The organism is Arthrobacter sp. TJ-254 (genome assembly GCF_058269175.1).
In genome coordinates, this window is sequence record NZ_JBZCNF010000003.1 from 591943 (window position 1) to 612608 (window position 20666).

Below are 20666 nucleotides of genomic sequence, written 5' to 3' on the forward strand. Positions count from 1 at the left end.
AATCCTTCCGGATAGGGGCATCTGTGGTCGAGTTGGTTCAACTGGTGGAGCACGGCATCAAACTGGTGAGTGCGGGGGACCGGGCGGACCTCCGCCGGCGCCTCGAGCAGACCCGGAAACGCCTGCTCGATCCAAGCGTCCGCGTGATCGTTGTCGGTGAGTTCAAGCAAGGCAAGAGCCAGTTGATCAACGCCCTCGTCAATGCGCCGGTATGCCCGGTCGACGACGACATCGCCACCTCCGTTCCAACCGTCGTCCGCCACGGCGACGCTGCATCCGCCGTCATTGTGGTCCCCAAGGACGGCGGTGAGGATTCCGACTCCGAGCCCACCCTTGAGCGCCGCCCCGTGCCGCTTGCCGACATCGCCACCTACGTCTCCGAAAAGGGAAATCCCGGCAATTCCCGCCGGATCGTCGCAGCGGAGGTGTCCCTTCCGCGCAAGATCCTCACGGGCGGGCTTTCGATCATCGACTCGCCCGGAGTCGGCGGCCTCGATTCGGCCCATTCGCTGACAACGCTGACCGCGCTGCCCACCGCAGACGCAATGCTGCTGGTCTCCGATGCCTCCCAGGAGTACACCGAGCCGGAAATCCGGTTCCTGCGCCACGCTATGCGGATTTCGCCCAACGTCGGATGCGTGCTCTCCAAGACCGACCTCTACCCTCAGTGGCGCAGGGTCGAGGAACTGGACCGCGCGCACCTTGACCGCGTGGGCGCCGACATCCCCCTGATCCCCGTGTCGTCGGACCTGCGCCTCCACGCTGCCCGGCTGAAGGACAACGACCTGAACACCGAGTCGGGGTTCCCCGCCCTCGTGAGCTATCTGCGCAGGGACGTCCTTGGAAAGGCCGAACGGCTCCAACGGCGTTCGGTCGCCCAGGACCTCCTGTCCATCACCGAGCACCTGCGCCTGTCGCTGCAGTCCGAGCTCAGCGCCCTCGAGGATCCCGAGGGAACGCCCTTGATGATCGCCGAGCTCGAGGCCTCCAAACAGCGCGCCGACGAACAGCGCCGCCGCTCGGCCCGCTGGCAGATCACCCTTAATGACGGGGTGAGCGACCTCATCGCGGACATGGAATACGACCTCCGCGACCGCCTGCGGAAAATCCAGCGCGACGCCGAGCAGGCGATCGACGAGGGCGACCCGGGGCCAACCTGGGACCAGTTCGCCGAGTGGCTCGAACAGCGCGTGGCCTCGGCGGTTTCAGACACATTTGTCTGGACCAACGAACGCGCCCAGTGGCTCTCCGAACAGGTTGCCGAACACTTCGTCGAGGACGAGGTGCCGCTGCCCGTGCTCCAGGTATCGGACACCGAAGACGTGCTCAGCCCGGTGGACCAGGTTGCCCAACTCGACCCGGGCCGGATCGGGCCGATGCAGAAAATCCTCATCGGCATGCGCGGATCCTACGGCGGCGTCCTGATGTTCGGACTGCTCACCGGCATCATCGGGATGTCCCTGATCAACCCCTTCTCGGTCGGCGCGGGGCTCCTGCTGGGCCGCAAAGCCTACCGCGAGGACAAGGAAGCCCGTCTGAAGCGCCGCCAGGGCGAAGCGAAGGCGCTGGTGCGCCGCCAGATCGATGACGTCATCTTCCAGGTGGGCAAGCAGCTCAAGGATCGGCTGCGGCTCGTCCAGCGCGCCACGCGCGACCACTTCACCGAAATCGCCGAGGAGCACCACCGCTCACTGGCCGATTCGGTGATGGCGGCCCAGAAGGCCGCAGCGAGCTACAAGCTTGAGCGCGAGCAGCGCATCCGCGAGATCCGGGCTGAACTGCAGCGGGTTGACGCGCTGCACGGGCAGGCAGGCAGGCTCGCCGCCGAACCGGCACCTGCGGCAGGGGCGTGAGCGGTGAGATGAGCGCCGACGTCGCGGCGCTCCTTGATGAGGCCCAACAGGTCTACGGCGACGACCCGGCGGCCCGCGCCGCGCTTGAGGGGTATGCGCGGCGGCTCGGGGAGCCGCTGCGCGTTGCCGTGGCCGGGATGGTCAAGGCGGGAAAATCCACACTCCTCAATGCCATCATCGGTGAGGAGATCGCCCCAACCGATACCGGCGAGTGCACGAAGGTGGTCACCTGGTACCGCCACAGCGACACACCTCGGGTGATGATGTATCCCATCGCGGGGGAGCCGCGCCTGCTTCCCGTGCGCCGGCCGAAGGGCCGGCTCCAGTTCGATATGGGAGCCACGACCGCGGAAGAGGTCGACCGGATCGTTGTCGGCTGGCCCGCGAAGAGCCTCAGGGACATCACCCTGATTGACACCCCCGGCATTGCCTCGCTCTCCGAAGACGTCTCGGCGCGGTCGACCGCGTTCCTCACCCCCGAAGATGCGCCCTCGGAGGCGGACGCCGTCGTCTACCTGATGCGCCACCTTCACGCGAGCGACCTGAACTTCCTCGAGTCGTTCCGGGACACCGCGGCAGGGCAGTCGGGCACAATCAACGCCCTCGCCGTCCTGTCCCGGGCCGACGAGGTGGGGGCGGGCCGCATCGACGCGCTCCTATCGGCCCAGAAGGTGGCCGAGCGCTACCGGAGCGATCCCGACCTGCGCGCCCTGGCGATGGGCGTCATCCCGGTCGCCGGCCTGCTGGCGCAGAGCGCAAGGACCCTGCGCCAGAGCGAGTTCGCGGCCCTGGCCCAGCTCTCCCGCCTCGAACGCGCCGACCGCGAACTGATGCTGCTCTCAGCCGACCGCTTCCTGCGGTCCCAGCCCGGGGTGGAGATCACCGCCGAGGACCGCGCGGCGCTTCTCGACCGGTTCGGACTGTTCGGCATCCGCCTTGCTTCGGCGCTGCTCCGCGGCGGGATCTCCGACCCGACTGTACTCGCCCACGAGCTTGCGCGGCGCAGCGGGCTCGACCAGCTGCTGCGGCTCATCTCGCGGCAGTTCCAGGAACGGGCGACGCACCTGAAGGCCCGAACCGCACTGTCCGCCGTCGAGGCACTGCTGCGCGAGCGGCCCCGGACCGGCGCGGACCGGCTTTCCGCCTCGCTTGAGCGGATTCAGGCAAGTGCTCACGAGTTCCGGGAACTGCGGCTCCTGGCGACCCTTCACACCGAGGGGCTTGCCCTTGCCACCGACCTCGCGGCCGACGTCGAACGGCTGGTCGGCGGGTATGGCATCGCCCCTGCGCAGCGGCTGGGGCTGGCGGACGAGGCGTCCGTCGAGGAGCTTCGGAACGGGGCCATGGCGCAGCTGCGCCGCTGGCGCACGCTGGCTGAGAACCCCCTGACCGACCGTACCGCCGCAGAGGTCTGTTCGATCGCGGTGCGCAGCTGCGAGGCCCTGCTGGGGGGGCTCACGGAAGGCTCAGGTGCGCCTGGACCCGACGGCGCCATCCCTGAACCAGGCGCCGGCCCGGGGGAGCAGGCTGAACACGAGCGCCACACCGGCTAGCACCGCCTGGGCAGCGAGGAGAAGGACGAAGTACATTCCCTCGGCGCCCGGAGCCGCCAGGAAGGCGGCAGCCACAAGCATCACGCCGAACTGGACGATCAACATCACCAACAGCGCCCACCGGGCCCACCCGCGCCGCCGCAGGAGCACCGAGAGCAGGGCAGCCTCTATGACGATGACGAGAACCACTGCCCCCAGGCTGCCCCAGAATGCGATTGAAGCAACCGTGTCAAGGGTCTCGGCGTCCTGTTCCGCGTCGACTGCTGCAACGCTCTGCCGCAGCCGTTCAAGCTGAGCGTCACGGTTGAAGAAGCTGAGCACGGCCGCGCCAAGCCCGACGAGGAAACTCATCAACCACAGCACGCGGGATACCTTGACGGGCCCGTTCGGCGGCACCTGAACATCGATCGGGGCAGGGGCCGTGGCAGCCATGGCCGGGCGGGGCGGCTGGGTGTTCCGTTTGCCCTCGGGCCCCGTGGATCCTAGGGTGCCCACCGGCTCCCGGACCTGATCGGGGGCGCTTACCGGACGGCCGTCGTGGGATTCCTGTTCCTGAGACATGGACGTAATCTAGCACCGCAGGCACGGATGGGTACCGGGAATTTGGTAAGTAGTCCACCCTCGAGAACGAGTAGTTTCTACTCTGTTCCGCCTGAGGCGGGCGCGCCTAGCGTGAATGCCATGACTACAAACAATGACACAAAAGTTCACGGCCGGCGCCGGAAGCAGGTAGCCCCTCCCGCAGGCAGGCTCAAGGCAGGATGGGCGATTGCAGCCGCTGCGGCCGTGATCCTGGTCGTCGTCATCCTTTCGCTCTAGATCTCCCGCCCGAGGCTTCCGGGTTGCGAGCCGTCCTTGTCCGATCGGAAGGGGCCCGGCCACCAGTGCCGGCGCCAACCCGCAACACCGGGGCAAATCGCCACTGCCATCTCCCCGTAAGCACCCGCCCGTAAGCACCCAGTCCTCAGCACCAACCCGCATGCGCGCACCTGCCGCCGGACCCTGAAACGGTTACCCACCGTCGTTCCGGCGGCAGTCCGCGTTAAGCCTCCTCCGGGCCACCGTGGAACGCGGTGCCCTCCCTGTGCCCAAGATCTCCCTCCCGCCGAAGCGCCCGGGATTGCGCTCCCGTCGAAGCGCACTGCCGGCAGTGTCGAAATGCCCCGCCGCGGTCTGCTCCCGAACCATTGGGGCCCGCCTCAACGCGCCGGCGGCCGCACCCACCCGTCGGGCGGGCCGGCGAACCGGGTTCCGAATCGGCGGGCTCCGGCCGCAGGCCGTTGCAAGGTGATGCCCGGCGATCCCGGACAGCGGCCCGGCTCGCTGTAGCTAAATGAACATGGCAGACTAGATACCCGTGTGCACATGCCTGCGGCAAGCAGGCCATGCGCATGGTCCGCCCTGGTGTAACGGCAGCACCCCAGCCTTTGGAGCTGTGGAGTATAGGTTCGAATCCTATGGGCGGAACGGCGGACACTGCCGGGTAACATGGCCGGGTGGGCCGCCCGCCAGGCCGACACACCCAACAGGTAGGAGCGCTTCTTCGTGAGCCACCAGAACGCAGCCACTGCGACGGCACCAGCTCAGCAATCCCCGCCACCGGCCGCAGTGATCGTTCTCGCTGCCGGGGCAGGCACGCGAATGAAGTCCCGAACCCCCAAGATCCTTCACCCGCTGGGTGGGCTCTCGATGGTGGGCCACGCCCTCGCGGCAGCGCGCGGGCTTTCCCCGGAGGCGCTCGCCGTGGTGGTCCGCCACGAACGCGACCGCGTCGCCGCAGCCGTGGCCGAGCTCGACGACCAGGCACTGCTGGTCGACCAGGACGAGGTTCCGGGCACCGGCCGCGCCGTGCAGGTTGCCCTCGAAGCCCTCGACGCCGCCGGATCCTTGATCACCGGAACCGTCGTCGTCACCTACGGGGACGTTCCCCTCCTGACTGCCGAGACCCTTTACACCCTCGTGGCCGAGCACACCGCCGGTGGGAACGCCGTCACGGTGCTGACCGCGGTGCTCGATGACGCGACCGGCTACGGCCGCATCCTGCGCGCGGCCGACGGCACCGTCACGGCAATCGTCGAGCATAAGGATGCCACCGGGGCCGAGCGCCAGATCCGCGAGATCAACTCCGGCATTTATGCCTTCGACGCCGCGCAGCTGAGGGACGCCCTGCGGTCGGTCACCACCGAGAATGCCCAGGGCGAGATGTACCTCACCGACGTGCTCGGCATCGCCAGAAGCCAGGGCGGCCGGGTCGCCGCACTCGTTTCGGAAGACCGCTGGCAGGTAGAGGGCGCCAACGACCGCGTCCAACTCGCCGCCCTCGGTGCGGAACTCAACCGGCGCATCCTGGACCGGTGGATGAGAGCCGGAGTGACGATCGTCGATCCGGGCACAACCTGGATCGATGCCACAGTGGTCCTCGACGAAGACGTCACGATCCTTCCCGGAACGCAGCTTCACGGCTCGACTTCCGTGCACCGGGATGCGGTCATCGGCCCCGACACAACCCTCACCGACGTCGTCGTTGGCGAAAACGCCAACGTGGTGCGCACCCACGGCAGCGGAGCCCGCATCGGCGCTGGAGCATCGGTCGGTCCCTTCACCTACCTGCGGCCGGGCACCGTTCTCGGCGAGGAAGGCAAGATCGGCGCCTTCTACGAAACCAAGAACGTCACGATTGGCCGGGGCTCGAAGCTCTCCCATCTCGGCTACGCCGGCGACGCCGAAATCGGCGAGTACACAAATATCGGCTGTGGCAACATCACCGCCAACTACGACGGCGTTCACAAACACCGCACCGTGATCGGTTCACACGTGCGCACCAGCTCGAACACGGTCTTCGTTGCGCCCGTCACCGTGGGCGACGGCGCCTACACCGGCGCCGGGGCCGTTGTCCGGAAGGACGTTCCCGCCGGGGCCCTCGCCCTCAGCATCGCGCCGCAGCGCAACGCCGAGGGCTGGGTTGCCAGCAAGCGCCAGGGCAGTGCGGCCGCCGAAGCCGCTGCCAAAGCGAACGAGACAACGGCGGCGACAACCACGGAAGAGAGCACCACGGCATGAGCGAAATTACGGCGCACGGAGAAAAGAAGCTGGTTCTCGCCTCAGGCCGGGCGCACCCGGAACTTGCCGAGGAGATTGCCAGCTGGCTCGGCACCGAGCTCCTGCCGGTTTCCGCTTACGACTTCGCCAACGGCGAGATCTACGTCCGCTCCGGAGAGAGCGTCCGCGGCACGGATGTCTTCGTCATCCAGGCCCATCCTGCTCCCCTTAACAACTGGCTCATGGAGCAGTTGATCATGGTCGACTCCCTCAAGCGGGCTTCCGCCAAGCGCATCACCGTCGTTTCACCGTTCTACCCCTACGCCCGCCAGGACAAGAAGGGCCGCGGGCGGGAACCCATCTCCGCTCGTCTCGTCGCCGACCTGTACAAGACGGCCGGCGCCAACCGCCTGATGTCGGTCGACCTCCACACCTCGCAGATCCAGGGCTTCTTCGACGGGCCCGTCGATCATCTGATGGCCATTCCGCTGCTTGCTGACTACATCCGCTCCCGGGTCGACGCCGACAACGTCACCGTTGTTTCCCCCGACACCGGTCGCGTGCGCGTAGCAGAGCAGTGGGCCGAGCGCCTCGGCGGGGCACCGCTGGCGTTTGTCCACAAGAGCCGGGACCTGACCGTGCCCAACCAGGCGGTCTCCAAACAGGTAGTGGGACAAGTGGCCGGCCGCACCTGCGTGCTGATCGACGACATGATCGACACCGGGGGAACGATCTCCGGTGCCGTGCAGGTCCTGAAGAATGCGGGAGCCAAGGACGTCATCATCGCCGCCACGCACGCCGTTTTCTCGGACCCCGCGGCGCGGCGGCTCGCCGAATCGGGTGCCCGCGAGGTTGTTGTCACGAACACCCTGCCCATCCCCACGGAGAAGCGCTTCCCCCAGCTCACCGTCCTCTCGATCGCGCCGCTCATCGCCCGTGCGATCCGCGAAGTCTTCGACGACGGGTCCGTGACGAGCCTTTTCGACGGCATCGCCTGACCCTGTCCGACCCGGCGCCGGCACCGCATTGCCGGCGCCGCCGCCTTTTGACGTGCTCGTTCGCCCTTCGGACCCTCTGGAGGCATCCCAAGTACTTGAAGGGGCATATTTGGGCTCCTCGAGTAGTGAGTAGCGCGAAACTGAGTAGTCCGCTGAGCAGGGTTACGGGCAATCTAGGTAACGGTCTGGATTTACCCGTAGCCTCCACTCGTGCCACCACCTGACCACCTTCCTAGGCTGTGAATTAGCAAGACACACAGTCCGGGGTAGAGAAGGTCTCAAATGTGGTCTCAAAATGGCTTTTGTCGTCGTGGAGTGCTCAGGTGTAGAAACACAGCGGCCGGGAGGCGGCCATGACCGCGCTCCTGCCTGGAACCTTTTTCATCGGCCGCGAGGAGCTCAAGGCGGGAATCGCGCAGGCACTTCGCCATCCGCGTTCCGTCGGCGCCCTCCTTGTCGGGGGGCCGGGGGTCGGAAAGACAGCACTCCTCCAGCACTGCCTCCGCGGAGAAGCCGGGTTCCACATCGTTCACGTCCGTGGCTCCGCCTCGTCCCAGGACCTTCCCTACCGGGCCTTGAGCTTCCTGCTCTCCGAGCTCGAACCGGAGACGCTGGCACACCCGGTCATGGTGCTCCAGGCACTGACCGGCGTGCTCCACCAGCACGCCGAGGGCAAGCCGCTGATCATCGCGGTCGACAATGCGGAACACCTTGACCCCTTCTCCTCGGCCCTGATCAGCCAGCTCGTCCTTTCGGACACCGTGCGTGTGGTGCTCGCCGTCAAGGATTTCGCCCGGGCAGACAGCGCCTTCATGGCGATGTGGTGCGACGGTTCCCTGCGCCGGTTCGATGTTCCTCCGCTGGGCTTCGATGAGTCGGTCCGGTTCATCGAGGCCGAGCTCGGCGCTCCGGCGTCCCGGGAAGCCGCGGAAGCGCTGTGGAGCCTGAGCGGGGGAAACCCCCGCTCCCTGAGGGCCGCGGTCCACGGCCTGGTGCGCCGGCACCTCCTGGTCCGGAACAACAGCTTCTGGGTGCTTCTTCCCGGGCGGCTCGTCCTGGGCCGGGAGCTCACGGAGGCGGCCTCCCCCCTGCTCACCGCGAGCAGGCCGCGGCGGCGCATCGTTCAGCTTATTGCGCTTGCCGGGTACCTGCCATGGGCGATGCTGCTTGAGCACTTCGACGCCGAAGACCTCGACGCCCTGCAGGAGTGCTCGCTGATCGAAGTCGACCACGGGCCGTCCCCCGTGGCGCGCTGCTCCAGCACGGCGATGGCCGATGCCATCGCCGAGACCGTGCCGGCAGAAGAGGCCTGCGCCCTGTACCGCCAGTTCTGCGGCTTCGAAGGGGCCCGAGCCGTCCTCGACGACGAGCCGGCGCGCCACGCGTTCTGGCTGCTGCGTTCGGGGATGCCGCTGCCCGACGGGGTCGCTGTCGCCGGTGCGCGGGCTTCGAACCACCGGGGCCGGTACGCCTGCGCCGCGCTGATCGCCGCCCAGGGGCTGGAGCAGTCCTTCACTCCGGCTCTCGCGCTCGAGGCGGTTGCCGCCGCCACGGGCCAGGGAGACTACGAGACGGCCGACGCCGCCGCCGCGTCCCTGCTTGCCAAAGCCGGTTCCGCACTCGGCGGGGCTGAGCTCATCCGCCTCCATCTTGCCTCGGCCGCGCTTTCCCGGAGGCTGGGCCGTGATGGTGCCCCGCTCCGGCTCGACGAAGCCGAAGCGGCACTCGGGGGCCTCGCAACCACCCTCGATGAGGGAACGCTCGCAACGCTGCGCGGGGAGTTGCTCCTCGCCCGGGCAGAACAGGCATCCTTCGACGGGAACTACAGGGTCAACGCAGACACGCTGGCGCCAATCGTCGCAGCCGACGACGACGGCAGCAACCCCGAGTTCCGGGTCCGGATCCAGACGCTGCTGTGCGAGGCATGGGCGATGACCGAATGCCAGCTCGAGGCGATGGACCTCGCTTCCTCCCTGGCGCGGAACCTCGGCGGAAGCGGCATCAGCTCGTCGGCCACAACGGCGGCCGCCCGCACCATCCGGGAGGTATACCGCCTGGTCGGCGCAGGGTCCGAAGGCGAACGCGTCCTCGAGGCCGCCGGTGTCTATGCCGATGGCGTCAGGGCGCACCGCGGCACGCCCGGGATCATCGAGACCGGGATGGCCGAAGCAGCGCAGGGCAGGGCCGACGCGGCGCTTGCGGCCCTCCTTCCGGCGTTCAACCAGCTGCAGGTAAGGGATCCGGAAGGGCAGCTGCCCGTGGCCGCTGCCGTCATCGCATACTGCTACGCGCTCGGGCGCGACCTCGAACAGGCAATCGCGTTCCTGCCGCTGAGCGAGGCCGGGCGGGGAAGCCCCTGGAAGGTGCGCCGCGCCGCACGCCATTTCCAGCTGCTCACCTCCTCGGTGCTCGAGGTGAAGGCCGACGCCGCGCGGGACCTCACCAGGCTCAGCGTCGAGGACCAGGAACGCGGCGCCAGCACGTGGGCACTGATTTCGCTGTGCCGGGCCGTACGGCTCGGTGAACGCGCCGCGCTTGACCGGCTGGGGACCGTTGCAGCGAAAACCCAGGGTCCCCTTGCGCGCACCTGCGAGCTCTACGCGAAGGGCCTTGGTAGCAACGATGCCGAGTTGCTGGTGCAGGCCGCCGAACTTGCCGCAGCCTCCAGTGACGCCGGTTTCGCCGCCGATGCAGCCCAGGCGGCGCTGCGCAGCGCCATGGGAACGCGGGACAAGAACGCCCTCCGGCAGCTCCAGCGGAGGGTTCGGGACATCCTTCCCGAGGCCGCAGCCTGGAGCAGCGCAGGGTCCGGCCTCGACCGGCTCACCGCGAGGGAACGCGAGGTCGCCCAGTTGGCGGCGAGCGGCGCAAGCAACAAGGCAATCGCGCAGCGGATGTTCGTCTCCGTCCGCACAGTCGAGGGCCATCTCTACCAGGTCTACTCCAAGCTGAATGTCTGCACGCGGAATGAGCTTACCGAGCTCGTACCGGCCGAAACGCAGCCATGAGGGATCCAGCCCTGGCCGGGGACACCCTCCTGGTGGGCCGCGGGCCGCTGCTCGATGCCCTCCAGGACGCGGTCACCCGCCCCGACCTGCACGGCGCTTTCGTCTTTGGGGACACGGGAACCGGCAAGACGGCCCTCGCGCGCCACCTCATTGACCGGGTACGGGCCTCGGCCGTCCCTTTCCTGCTGCATCCGGGGCCCGCGCCGGGAAACGTGCCGTACGCCGCCCTCGCGCCGTTTCTCGGTTCGGCGACGGTGCGCGACATGCAGTCGTCCCTGTCGGTGCTGCGGATCCTCATCTCCTTTTTCCGGGAGGAAGCCCAGGGCCGGCCGGTGCTGTTGGTTGTCGACGACGCCCATGAGGTCGACGACGAAAGCAGCCGCCTGCTCTCGCAGCTCGTGACCTCGCGTACCGTCAAGCTCGTCGCGTTCGCCAGGGCGCTGCCGCCCCGCTCGGAGGAGCTGGTGGCGCTCTCGCACGAAGGGCTGCTTGCCCGTTTCGAGGTTGGGCCGCTCGAGCCGTCGGAGGTCGACGAGGTGTGCCGCCAGGTGCTCGGCGGCGACCTTGTCCGCGGCGTCAGCGACAGGCTGCGCGAGGACTCGGGCGGGGTGCCGCTGTTTCTCCGGGCGCTCCTCGACCAACTGCTCGAGAACGGCGGGCTCACGGAGAACGACGGTGTGTGGTCGCTCTCGGATGAACTCCAGGAACTCCCGCCGTCCCTCGTCGACCTCGTCCACGGCATCATGCTGCGGCTTCCGCCCGAGGAGCGGAAGGCGTTCGAAATCCTCGCGCTCGCCGAGCCGGTGCCGTTCGCGGAGTTGACCCGCATGAGCGACGAGAACGCCGTCGCGAACCTGCTCGAGGCAGGTCTGATCGAGGGGCTGCCGACCTCCCCGGCGTTCGCCGTCAACGCGCACGCGCTGTACGGCAGGGCGATGCGCGAACTGATACCGGCCGGAAGGAGCGCCAGCCTGCACGAGGAAATGATGGGCGGCGCCGTCCCAGTGCCAACGGTGGGCAGGGGTGCGCTCCGGCGCCTTCACTGGGACCTCGACTGCGGGCAGGTGCCCCCGGACGGCGCGCTGCTTGACGCCGCCCGCAGTGCCCACCGCATTTTCGATGTGCAGTCGGTGCTGCGGTTCGCCGGGGCTATGCGCGACGGTGAGCACGACGCGGAGGCCCGGCTGGCCCTGGCACGTGCACACCTGGCCCTCGCCCACCTCCACGAGGCGGGGGAGCTGCTGCGTGGAGTGGCCCAGGAGGCCCACTCGCTCGATGTGGCGGCCGACGCCGTTGTCTTGAGCGCTGAGCTGGCATTGCGCCAGGGCCAGCCTCCGGCCCGCCTCCAGGCTCTGGCGGATCAGTGGACCACCCTGGCCGAGCAGCGCAGCACCGCTGCCGGTGCCGATCCGGGCACCGGCGCATCAGCGGGGCGCATCCTCCTGCTCCGGTGCCTCGGCCTGAACCTCGAGGGCAGGTTCGCCGCGTCAGAATCCCAACTGCGGTCCCTCATCGCTGCGGCGGACGACCCGCGGACCCTCGCCCAGGCGCGGGCACTGCTCGGGGAGGCCCTCGGCTGGCTGGGAAGAAGCTCCGAGGGCAGGGCGCACACCGCGGCGGCGCTGGCAATGGCGCAGGCCGAGCCGGCCCTTTCCGACATCACCGGATTCGTCTTCTCCCGTCATCTACTCCTGCTGCTCCATGCCGGTGAGTTCACCGAGGCGGAGACCGCGCTTGCGGCATCCGCCCGCTGGCCCGAGAAGGACTACTCGTTCATCGGCGGGACGCTTGCCGCCCTTGACGGAGCCTTGGAAGTGCGCCGGGGCCGGTTCAGCGCCGGACTCGTGAAACTCCGTCCCGCGCTTGAGGCACTGCGCCGCTCCGACCGCGACCTCGTCCTGCCGTACACGCTCGCGGTTGCGGCCCTGGCTGCCGGCGCGCTTGAGGACCGGGAATCGGCCCGGTCGTGGGCGGCGGAGTTCCGCAAGCTCGCAAGGCGTGGAAGCCGGGCACTGTCGCTTGTCGGATCCGCCTTTGTTGCGGCCGCCGAGCTACCTCCGCAGAGCCTGAACGGGCAGCTCGACGGACTCCGGGCTCTTGCCGTCGACGCCCGGAACGCGTCAATGCCGACCTGCGAGAAGGAACTCCTCGAGATCCTTGTCACGCTCGGCGACCGGCGGGCTGCACCCCGGCTTGTCGAGCTTTCCGAGGGGCTGGAGGGCAGGGAGGCCGTTCTCCTGAGGAGCTATGCGGCGGCGGTCGTCGCCCAGGACCCGGAGCAGCTGCTGGCAGCCGGTGACCGCGCGGAGATCGGCCAGAAACACGTACTCGCTGCGGACGCCTGTCTGAGGGCCATGCACCTGTTCACCCAGAGGGGTGACCGCAAGGCCCAGCGCTCGGTGCTGCAGGTGGCGCGGCGCCGGCGCCGGAAACTTGAGGGATGTGCCTCGACGATGCTTGGTGAGCTCGAACCGTCAACCCAGCTGACGGAGCGGGAACGGGAGATCGCGGGCCTCGCACTTGAGGGCGCGTCGAACCGGGCCATCGCCTCCGCCCTGACCGTTTCCCCACGGACGGTCGAAGGTCATCTTTACCGCATCTATGCGAAACTGGGGATCACCCGCCGGGAGGAACTGAACGCCGAGTACGAGGCGATTATCCGCGGAGAATGAGTTCTGTCGAGACCCTCTTCCTCCGGCCCAGTATGAACCCGTACGCGTGGAGTAGCGGGAAGCCAAGGAACAGGTAATTCGCGCGGAAGGACGGGTTACCACTACTCGTGTTCCGCGCCCGGGGACTTCCTAGAGTTGTAGACGCCGGACAAGGCATCAGCGCAACGACGCACTGATGCTGCCGGTCCCCGGAACCGGGTCGGCGGCGTCGAAGTCTTCTTGAGACCAGGACTTCATCCCCAGCCGCCGCCGACCCCTCCGTTCCGCCCTCCCCGATGCTCCTCCGCCTCCGCGCGGGCCAGGTCTCCGCCATGCGTGCTGTAGGATTGAACGCGATGCCTAGGCGAGGGAGCGGCTCGAGTAATCGGGCCATCTCCGTTATCGACGGTGGCTAGCGACTTTCGACTGGAACCTTATCCAGCAACGAGCGGTTTCTAGACACGCTCCTCTCCGTCCCGGCAACGTCCAGAAGCTGGCCCACCGGCCTGCTGCCAAGCGTTCCACCAGGAGACACAATGTCAGAGCAGAAGCTCCCCGCAGAAGTACGCACCGAGTTCGGCAAGGGTGCTGCCCGGCAGGCCCGCCGCGCCAACAAGATTCCCGCCGTCATCTACGGCCACGGTGGAGACCCCCTCCACGTACTGCTTCCCTCGAAGGCAACCACCCTCGCGGTACGCACCCCCAACGCCCTGCTCACCCTCGAGGTGGACGGCGAGGACCACCTCGCCCTGGCCAAGGACATCCAGCGCAACCCGCTGAAGCAGATCATCGAGCACATCGACCTCCTGACGGTGCGCCGCGGCGAGAAGGTCGAAGTTGACGTCACCATCCACATCGAGGGCGAAGCCGCTCCCGACGTCGTGGTCAACCTCGAAAGCAACACCGTCCTTGTGGAGGCGGAAGCCACCCACCTGCCCGAGAGCCTCACCGTCAATATCGAGGGACGCCAGGTCGGCGAGCACATCCACGCCTCCGATATCCAGCTCCCCGCGGGTACGCGCCTCCTCGTCGACGCCGACACGCTCATCGTCAACCTTGCCGCTCCCACCGTCCAGGACCTGGGTGAGACCGAGGCTCCCGCCGCAGACGCCGGAGCCGAAGCCGAGCCCGCTGCCGACAACAGCTGATCCTGCCGGTCTCCGTGCCACATGAAACATGGCTTGCAGCCGGGCTCGGCAACCCCGGGCCCGGCTACAGCGGCAACAGACACAATGTCGGCCAGATGGTGCTCGACGTCCTCGCCTCACGCCTCAACGGCCGTTTCAAGAGTTCGAAGACCCAGGCGCTGGCCCTCGAGGGCAGGATGGGGCCCGGCGGGCCGCGGCTGGTCCTGATGAAGCCGCTCACCTACATGAATCTTTCCGGGGGCCCCGTTGCGGCCCTTGCCCGGTTTCACAATGTTCCGCCGGCGCAGGTAATCGCCGTCCACGACGAGATCGACATCCCGTTCAATACAGTCCGCCTCAAGCTCGGCGGCGGCGAAGGCGGCCACAACGGCCTGCGGGACATCAGCAAGGCCCTCGGGACCAAGGACTACTACCGCGTGAGGGTCGGCGTGGGGCGCCCGCCCGGACGCCAGGATCCTGCGGACTTCGTGCTTCGGGATTTCGGGACCGCCGAAAAGAAAGAGCTTGACTTTTTGCTCGAGGATGCGGCCGACGCTGTCGAGCTGCTGATCCGCGACGGCCTGGTGCAGGCGCAGCAGAAATTCCACGCGCGCGCGATGTGAAACCGGCTGCCCAGCTGCTGAAAACCGCTGCGGACGGCGAGCCGCGCACACCGGCCCGGCGTGGCGTCTGGCGTCTAGCCAAGCCTTCACCCTATTTCCGCTGGTCTTTACTCGTTTTCGCGGTAACCTAGTCCTCCAAGACAGTCGTTGTGGGGCGGACTCAATGGTGACTTGCGCGATCTACCCTGGCGTCGAGCCGGTGGTGCCGGTAATTCGACCCGGTGAAAGCGTGCTCGAGCGTGACCTATGACGGTCACTACCAATGCGTGGCCGCTGGTCGGCAGGGACGAAGAACTTGAATTTGTTTGCAGCACGCTGCTCGAGGACCGCACTGGGGGAGTGCTTGTCGTCGGTGAAGCCGGCATCGGCAAGACCCTGATCGCCCGCCATGCCGTCGCCGCGCTCGCCGACCGTTTCGAACACATCTACGTCCGCGGATCAGCCGCCACCTCGGCCACGCCCTACGGTGCACTCAGCGTTGTGCTCGCCCAGCTCGACGCCGCGACGGCGACGAACCCGCTGCTGCTGCTCAGCGCCCTGCAGGACCTCTTCGAGCTGCGCAGGGGCGGAAAGCGCACCCTGATGCTCGTCGACAATGTCGAAGCCCTCGACGCGGGTTCGGCGATGGTCATTGCCCACCTTGCGCGGGTCGGAGCAGTCCGGCTGCTGGTGATCTGCGAGGACATGCAGCGCACCCCGGTCGAGCTCTTCGACCTGTGGAAGGACGACGTGCTGCGCCGGCTCGATGTGGAACCCCTCGACCTCGGAAAAACCGCGGCCCTGCTCAAGGCCGGCCTCGGCGCAACAGTCTCACGCTCCGCGGCACTCGAACTGTGGGTCGCAAGCGGGGGGAATCCCCGGTATGTCCAGGCCCTCGCCGAGACAGACTCCCGCTCCGGCCACCTTTTCATCCGCGACGGGGTGTGGGTGAGCGACGGCCGCCCCCGGGAGCGGTCGGGCAAACAGATCACCGAATGGGTCGCCGGCCAGCTCAACCGGTTCTCGCCGGAACAGCGCGCGGTGGCCGAGGCGGTGGCTGTCGCCGGAGCGGTGCCCGTCGAGCTGCTGCTCGGCACCGCCGCGTCGGAGGTCATCGACGAACTGCAGACGCAGGGAATCCTCCGCACCGACCACGGCACACCCCCGTTGCTCCACCCGGTCCACGAAGCCTTTGGGGAAGTCGTGCGTTCCCAGCTTGTCTCACCCCGCGGCAGGGAACTTCTCCTGAAGCTCGTCGAAGCACCCCACACCAGCCCGCTGCCGGGAACCAGCCGGATGGCGCTGGCGCACTGGTGCCTCGACAACGGCATCGAGCAACAGCCCCCTGCGCTGGTCGATGCCGCCCGGCTCGCGAACGATACCCACCAGCCCGATGCGGCCCTGACCTTCATCGGCGCGCTCAAGGACGGCGGGCGCGACCCGCACGCCGTGCTTGAAATGGCGCGGGCGCTGGCCATCACCGGTGAGGTTGACGCAGCACTCCAGGTGCTTGACCCCTTGCTTGGTTCGCCCGCTGCAGCCGCAACCGAAACAGGTCTGTGGGTGGGGCTGATGCTCACGCAGGCGAGGCTGGTGCTGCGAAGCCATGACCGGCACGCCGAAGCGGACAGCCTGCTCGCCGAGGTCCAGGCGCGGATCGAAAAGTCAACCTCCCCCGAGGAACCACTCCGCGAGTTGATCGAAGCGGCCGAAGACTTCGCCGCGGAGCGGGACCTCTTCGAAGGCCGTTGCGCCGTCGTCGTCGAATCGGCATCGGCGCTTGTCCAACAGCGCCTCGACCGCCACCGCCCCTCGGACCACCTTGCCGGACTGCTCACCTCGGCCCTTGCCCTAACCGGCAGGCAGCAGGCGGCCGTCGATACGGGCAGGGCGCTTCTCGCGCGGGTCTCCGGCGCCGACCGGGGGCCACTGGACATGGAGCGGGCAGGCGCACACCTGTTTGAGGCGCTGCTCCTTGCCGGCTACTGGGAGGAGACAATGGCGATGGCAGCCGAGGCGAACGCCACGGCCGGCCCGAGCCTCTATGAGGGCTCGTCAGCCGAATTCACCGAGGGCCTGCTTCATACTTTTGCCGGGCGGAGCGACTCGGCGCTGGCCAAGCTTGGCCCGGCCATCAGCCAACTCCGGATTCGGGACCGGCAGGGGCTGCTGCCCATCGCCGAAGCTGCCTGCGCATACTGCCACAGCCTCAACGGCGACGCCGAGGCAGCCCTCTCCCACCTTCAAGGCATCGACCTCGAACCGCAGCGCTATTCCTGGCAGGTCCGGTCGACGGTGGCCTTCTTCCGGGTATTGGCGCAGGGCTCCCTGGGAGACCGCGCCGAGGCCGCAGCGGAACTGGCGCGGATGGCCGACATCGAGGCCGAGGCCGGCAACCGCGGCCAGGAACTCCTCTTCCTCAGCCAGGCGGTGCAGCTCGGGGCTGACCAGCTCGCCGACCGGCTTGGCGCGCTTGCCGCGGACTCCGAGGGACCGCTTGCGGAATCCTGTGCCCTCTTCGGTAGAGGGATCGCAGCGGCCCACCCCGAGATGCTCCTCGACGCCGCGTCCTCCGCCCTCCACATGGGCAACTTCGGTCTTGCCACCGACGCGGCGGTGCGGGCCATCGACGCCCTCCAGGAGGACAGCGACGCGATGATCGGCGTGTATGCCGAGCAGATTGCGCGCCGGGCCGCTGCACCCGGACGCCGGTCCACCCAGCGGAAGATCCTCAGTGAGCGGGAGCGGAGCATCGCGCGGCTCGCGGCCCGCGGGGCCTCGAACAGGACAATCGCCGAAGCCGAGCACGTCTCGGTCCGGACGGTCGAAGGCCACGTGCACCAGGTGCTCACCAAACTTGGACTTTCAAGCCGAAAACAGCTCTCACAGGTCTTCAGGTAGCCTCCGGCGATGGGCGGACTACAGCAGGGCGGGGGATTGGTGGGGCGGGACGAGCTGCTTCGCGAAATTCTCGACGCCCTCTATTCGCCGGCAGGGTTCGGGGCACTGGTTGTCGGTGAAGCAGGGGTGGGCAAGACCGCCCTGGCACGGGCCGTCGCCGCTGAATTCAACGGGTCCTCTCAGCTGTTCCTCATCACCGGGGGATCCTCGCTCCGCGAGATACCCTTCGGAGCGCTTTCGCCCTACCTTCACGATCTTTCGGTCAACGACGTCGCCTCGCCGGTGGCAATCCTGCGCAGCCTCCTGAAGAACTTTCCGCCCGCGAAGGAAAACGCACCGCCACCGCTCTTCGTGGTTGACGATGCCCACGACCTCGATGACAGCAGCTGCGCTCTGCTGTCCCAGCTCGCCAGCGCCCGGCGCGTGAAGCTGCTCGTGCTGACCCGTCCTTCGCCGGCGACTCCGGCTGAGTTCCTCGCCCTCAGCGACGACGGGCTGCTTTTCCGCTTCGACGTCGAACCCCTCGACCCGCGCGCCGTTGAAATGCTGTGCCGGCAGGAACTGGGAGGCCCGGTCCTCACCGGCACCGCCAGGATGCTGGCGCAGACCACCGGCGGCAACCCGCTGTTCCTGCTGACCCTGCTGAAGCAGGGTGCCGGTCAGGGGCACCTCGTTGAGAAGAACGGCGTATGGCGGATGGTTGGCGGGCACCCTGAAGTGGACCTTCGGCTCGTCGACCTGATCCTCAACCAGCTCCGCCAGCGCGCCGCCTCCGACATGGCGGCGCTGGAGATGGTTGCCCTCGCCGAGCCCGTCTCGTTCAAGACGATCTCCCGCTGCGTCAATCCCGACGCCCTGCAGCGGCTCCAGGACGACCACCTGGTGACGGTTGGTGCACCTCCGAACCTTCCGGTCTCGCTCAGCCACCCCCTGTACGGCGAAGTCATCCGCAGCCAGGTCCCCACGGCCCGCAGTATTGCCCTCCGGCGGGCCATGCTGAGCCTGGGAAGCCCGCAGACCGAATCGCTTGAGGGTTTCCTCAGGAGCGTCTCCTGGGGGTTGGACTGCGGTGTGCCGCCCGATGACCGGGACCTGCTGCAGGCCGCCGTCGTCGCGAACCGCCTCTATGACCACGGCTTTGCGCTGCGGGCGGCGCGGGCCGTGTCCGCCCCGGGGTTGAGGGGGAGGGCCCTTGTCGAAATCGCCCGGGCGCAGATCGCCCGCGGCAACCTCGGTTATGCTGCAGAACTCATCGATGAAGCACTCGATGGCTGCACCGACTTCGACGTCGCCAAGGAAGCGAGCCTTCTCTCCGTTGACGTCCGCGTCCGCGGCGGAGAGCCGCCAGCCAACCTGCGCCGGGACGCGGACCGGTGGAGTTCGCTCATCGACAGGATCGAGGCGGCACAGGTACGGGAAGGCCAGACCAGCCCGGCGGCCGTACTCGACGCTGCCGCGACGTCCCGCCTGGGCTGCAGGCTGCTCCAGTGTTACATACTCATTCTTGAAGGCCGGATACTCCACGTCGAACAGGAACTCCGGGCGGCGCTTGGCGCCGAGCACGGAACACCAGAGACGGAAGTGGGGGCCCTCGCCCTGCTTGGCGAACTGCTCGGCTCCACCGGACGCGCCGTGCAGGGGGCCGCAGCAACCGGAAGGGCCCTCGCCCTGATCGACGCCACGGGCCACCGGCTGCTTGCCTACCGCGAGTTCGTCATGGCCCGGCATCTTCTCTCATTGGTCCACGCCGGCGCCTGGGCCGAGGCGGAGGCGGCATTCGACGAATACGCCCGGCTGCACCCGCGGAACGTCGTGTATTTCTCCGGCTGGTATGACCTTTTCCAAGGAGCGGCCGCCCTGCGGGGAGGCAGGACCACCACGGCCCGGAACCGGCTGCTGCTCGCCGTCGAAGGCATCCGCGAATCCGATCCGGCCCAGGTGCTCACCATGGTGCTCGGGCTTGCGGCCTACGCCAGCGCGGTCTCCGGGGAAAAAGACAGGGCCGAGGTGCTCATCGATGAAGGAGAACTGACCGCAGCGCGGGGGAGCCGTGAAATGCGGCTGACCGGGAGGATCTACCGCCTTGCCGCCGGGTCGATAATCGGCCAGGAGCCCGAAGCGGCCGCAGCCCTGAGGAAGATCGCGGACAGCGCGGCGGCCGACGGACTGCTTGAGGTCGCCGCCACGGCACTCGAGCAGGCGGCCCGGCTTGGCGATACTGCCGCCTATGCGCCCCTTGCCGCCCTGACCGAAACCTTCGAGGGGTCCGAAGGAGCCGTCGTCCACGCGTTTGCCGCCGCACGGCGCACCCACACGCCCGCCGGGCTCACCGCCGCCGCAGACCTCGCCATAGGCCACGGATACCTGCCCATCGCCGTGGCCAGCCTCAAGGCGGCAGCGGAACTCTGGACCTCCCGCGGAGCGCATGTGAAGGCACGGAACGTCCAGGCCAAGCTCGCCTCAGTGCTCGCGAAGACCGAAGAACCGGTGCAGGCGCGCGCCGAGTCAAGCGGCAAACTCACGCGGCGTGAACGGGACATCGTCTCGCTCGTGGCACAGGGCTATACGAACCGGGAGGTCGCCGACAAACAGTCGGTGTCCGTGCGGACGGTCGAAGGGCACCTGTACCGGATCTTCGCCAAGCTCGGAATCACGAGGCGAGAAGACCTCAAGGAAATCGACCGGAATCTCTAGAATTCCTCAAGATTCGATTTTTTGTATTTCTGCCGCAAGTAATGCTGAGTACGCGGCTGTCAATCCCAAGTAGTAATGCGCTAAACCGCGAGTAGATGGTCCTCTCCTCCCTCCGTGAAGTGGAGTAACCGCTACTCGGTTATTGCAAACCCCCAAATCCTAGACTTTTAACACTGCACCGTCCCGTGTCTCCTGCGTGGTTTGGGGTTATCCAATGTACCGAAAATTCCTAATGCATTC

12 protein-coding genes and 1 tRNA gene are annotated in these 20666 nt (G+C 67.8%); 12 read left to right on the forward strand and 1 reads right to left on the reverse strand.

The window, feature by feature from the left end:
• Positions 1–23: 23 nt before the first annotated feature.
• Both AC4D14_RS11360 and AC4D14_RS11365 read left to right on the forward strand, forming a co-directional pair.
• Positions 24–1853 carry a dynamin family protein gene (locus AC4D14_RS11360; protein WP_490902324.1) on the forward strand — a complete coding sequence of 610 codons (1830 nt, stop codon included), beginning with the start codon at positions 24–26 and terminating at the stop codon, positions 1851–1853.
• An 8-nt stretch (positions 1854–1861) separates the two neighbouring features.
• Positions 1862–3406, forward strand: a complete 1545-nt coding sequence (locus AC4D14_RS11365; protein ID WP_490902405.1) for a dynamin family protein — start codon at positions 1862–1864, stop codon at positions 3404–3406.
• Here the strand turns inward: AC4D14_RS11365 and AC4D14_RS11370 are convergent.
• Positions 3320–3967 carry a hypothetical protein gene (locus tag AC4D14_RS11370; protein ID WP_490902326.1) on the reverse strand — a complete coding sequence of 216 codons (648 nt, stop codon included), beginning with the start codon at positions 3965–3967 and terminating at the stop codon, positions 3320–3322. The two genes, AC4D14_RS11365 and AC4D14_RS11370, sit on opposite strands and share 87 nt — an antisense overlap.
• A gap of 120 nt (positions 3968–4087) precedes the next feature.
• Between AC4D14_RS11370 and AC4D14_RS11375 the strand changes: the two genes are divergently transcribed.
• From AC4D14_RS11375 to AC4D14_RS11420, 10 genes are all read left to right on the forward strand, one after another.
• Positions 4088–4225 carry a hypothetical protein gene (locus tag AC4D14_RS11375; protein ID WP_490902327.1) on the forward strand — a complete coding sequence of 46 codons (138 nt, stop codon included), beginning with the start codon at positions 4088–4090 and terminating at the stop codon, positions 4223–4225.
• Between the two features lie 576 nt (positions 4226–4801).
• Positions 4802–4873: transfer RNA gene (locus AC4D14_RS11380), tRNA-Gln, on the forward strand.
• A 78-nt stretch (positions 4874–4951) separates the two neighbouring features.
• Positions 4952–6466: a bifunctional UDP-N-acetylglucosamine diphosphorylase/glucosamine-1-phosphate N-acetyltransferase GlmU gene (gene glmU / locus AC4D14_RS11385; RefSeq protein ID WP_490902329.1), complete on the forward strand. Its 1515-nt coding sequence runs from the start codon at positions 4952–4954 to the stop codon at positions 6464–6466.
• Positions 6463–7443 carry a ribose-phosphate diphosphokinase gene (locus tag AC4D14_RS11390; protein WP_490902331.1) on the forward strand — a complete coding sequence of 327 codons (981 nt, stop codon included), beginning with the start codon at positions 6463–6465 and terminating at the stop codon, positions 7441–7443. Before glmU ends, AC4D14_RS11390 begins: the two co-directional genes overlap by 4 nt.
• 353 nt (positions 7444–7796) lie before the next feature.
• Positions 7797–10451 (forward strand): LuxR C-terminal-related transcriptional regulator, encoded by a 2655-nt coding sequence (locus AC4D14_RS11395; protein WP_490902332.1) that lies wholly within the window; start codon positions 7797–7799, stop codon positions 10449–10451.
• The gene (locus AC4D14_RS11400) at positions 10448–13123 is read left to right on the forward strand and encodes a helix-turn-helix transcriptional regulator (protein WP_490902333.1); all 2676 of its coding nucleotides are present in this window, start codon (positions 10448–10450) and stop codon (positions 13121–13123) included. Before AC4D14_RS11395 ends, AC4D14_RS11400 begins: the two co-directional genes overlap by 4 nt.
• A 515-nt stretch (positions 13124–13638) precedes the next feature.
• Positions 13639–14250, forward strand: a complete 612-nt coding sequence (locus AC4D14_RS11405; protein ID WP_490902334.1) for a 50S ribosomal protein L25/general stress protein Ctc — start codon at positions 13639–13641, stop codon at positions 14248–14250.
• A gap of 14 nt (positions 14251–14264) precedes the next feature.
• Positions 14265–14852: an aminoacyl-tRNA hydrolase gene (gene pth, locus AC4D14_RS11410; RefSeq protein ID WP_490902336.1), complete on the forward strand. Its 588-nt coding sequence runs from the start codon at positions 14265–14267 to the stop codon at positions 14850–14852.
• Positions 14853–15098: 246 nt separating this feature from the next.
• Positions 15099–17732: a helix-turn-helix transcriptional regulator gene (locus AC4D14_RS11415; RefSeq protein ID WP_490902338.1), complete on the forward strand. Its 2634-nt coding sequence runs from the start codon at positions 15099–15101 to the stop codon at positions 17730–17732.
• A gap of 9 nt (positions 17733–17741) precedes the next feature.
• Complete coding sequence (locus AC4D14_RS11420) at positions 17742–20426, forward strand: helix-turn-helix transcriptional regulator (RefSeq protein ID WP_490902340.1); 2685 nt, start codon at positions 17742–17744, stop codon at positions 20424–20426.
• Positions 20427–20666: the final 240 nt, after the last annotated feature.

Coding starts and splice junctions, on each gene's coding strand:
- AC4D14_RS11400 (WP_490902333.1), top strand. CDS start 10,448: ATGAGGGATCCAGCCCTGGCCGGGGACACCCTCCTGGTGGGCCGCGGG.
- AC4D14_RS11390 (WP_490902331.1), top strand. CDS start 6,463: ATGAGCGAAATTACGGCGCACGGAGAAAAGAAGCTGGTTCTCGCCTCA.
- AC4D14_RS11415 (WP_490902338.1), top strand. CDS start 15,099: ATGACGGTCACTACCAATGCGTGGCCGCTGGTCGGCAGGGACGAAGAA.
- AC4D14_RS11395 (WP_490902332.1), top strand. CDS start 7,797: ATGACCGCGCTCCTGCCTGGAACCTTTTTCATCGGCCGCGAGGAGCTC.
- AC4D14_RS11370 (WP_490902326.1), bottom strand. CDS start 3,967: ATGTCTCAGGAACAGGAATCCCACGACGGCCGTCCGGTAAGCGCCCCC.
- AC4D14_RS11375 (WP_490902327.1), top strand. CDS start 4,088: ATGACTACAAACAATGACACAAAAGTTCACGGCCGGCGCCGGAAGCAG.
- AC4D14_RS11365 (WP_490902405.1), top strand. CDS start 1,862: ATGAGCGCCGACGTCGCGGCGCTCCTTGATGAGGCCCAACAGGTCTAC.
- AC4D14_RS11420 (WP_490902340.1), top strand. CDS start 17,742: ATGGGCGGACTACAGCAGGGCGGGGGATTGGTGGGGCGGGACGAGCTG.
- AC4D14_RS11405 (WP_490902334.1), top strand. CDS start 13,639: ATGTCAGAGCAGAAGCTCCCCGCAGAAGTACGCACCGAGTTCGGCAAG.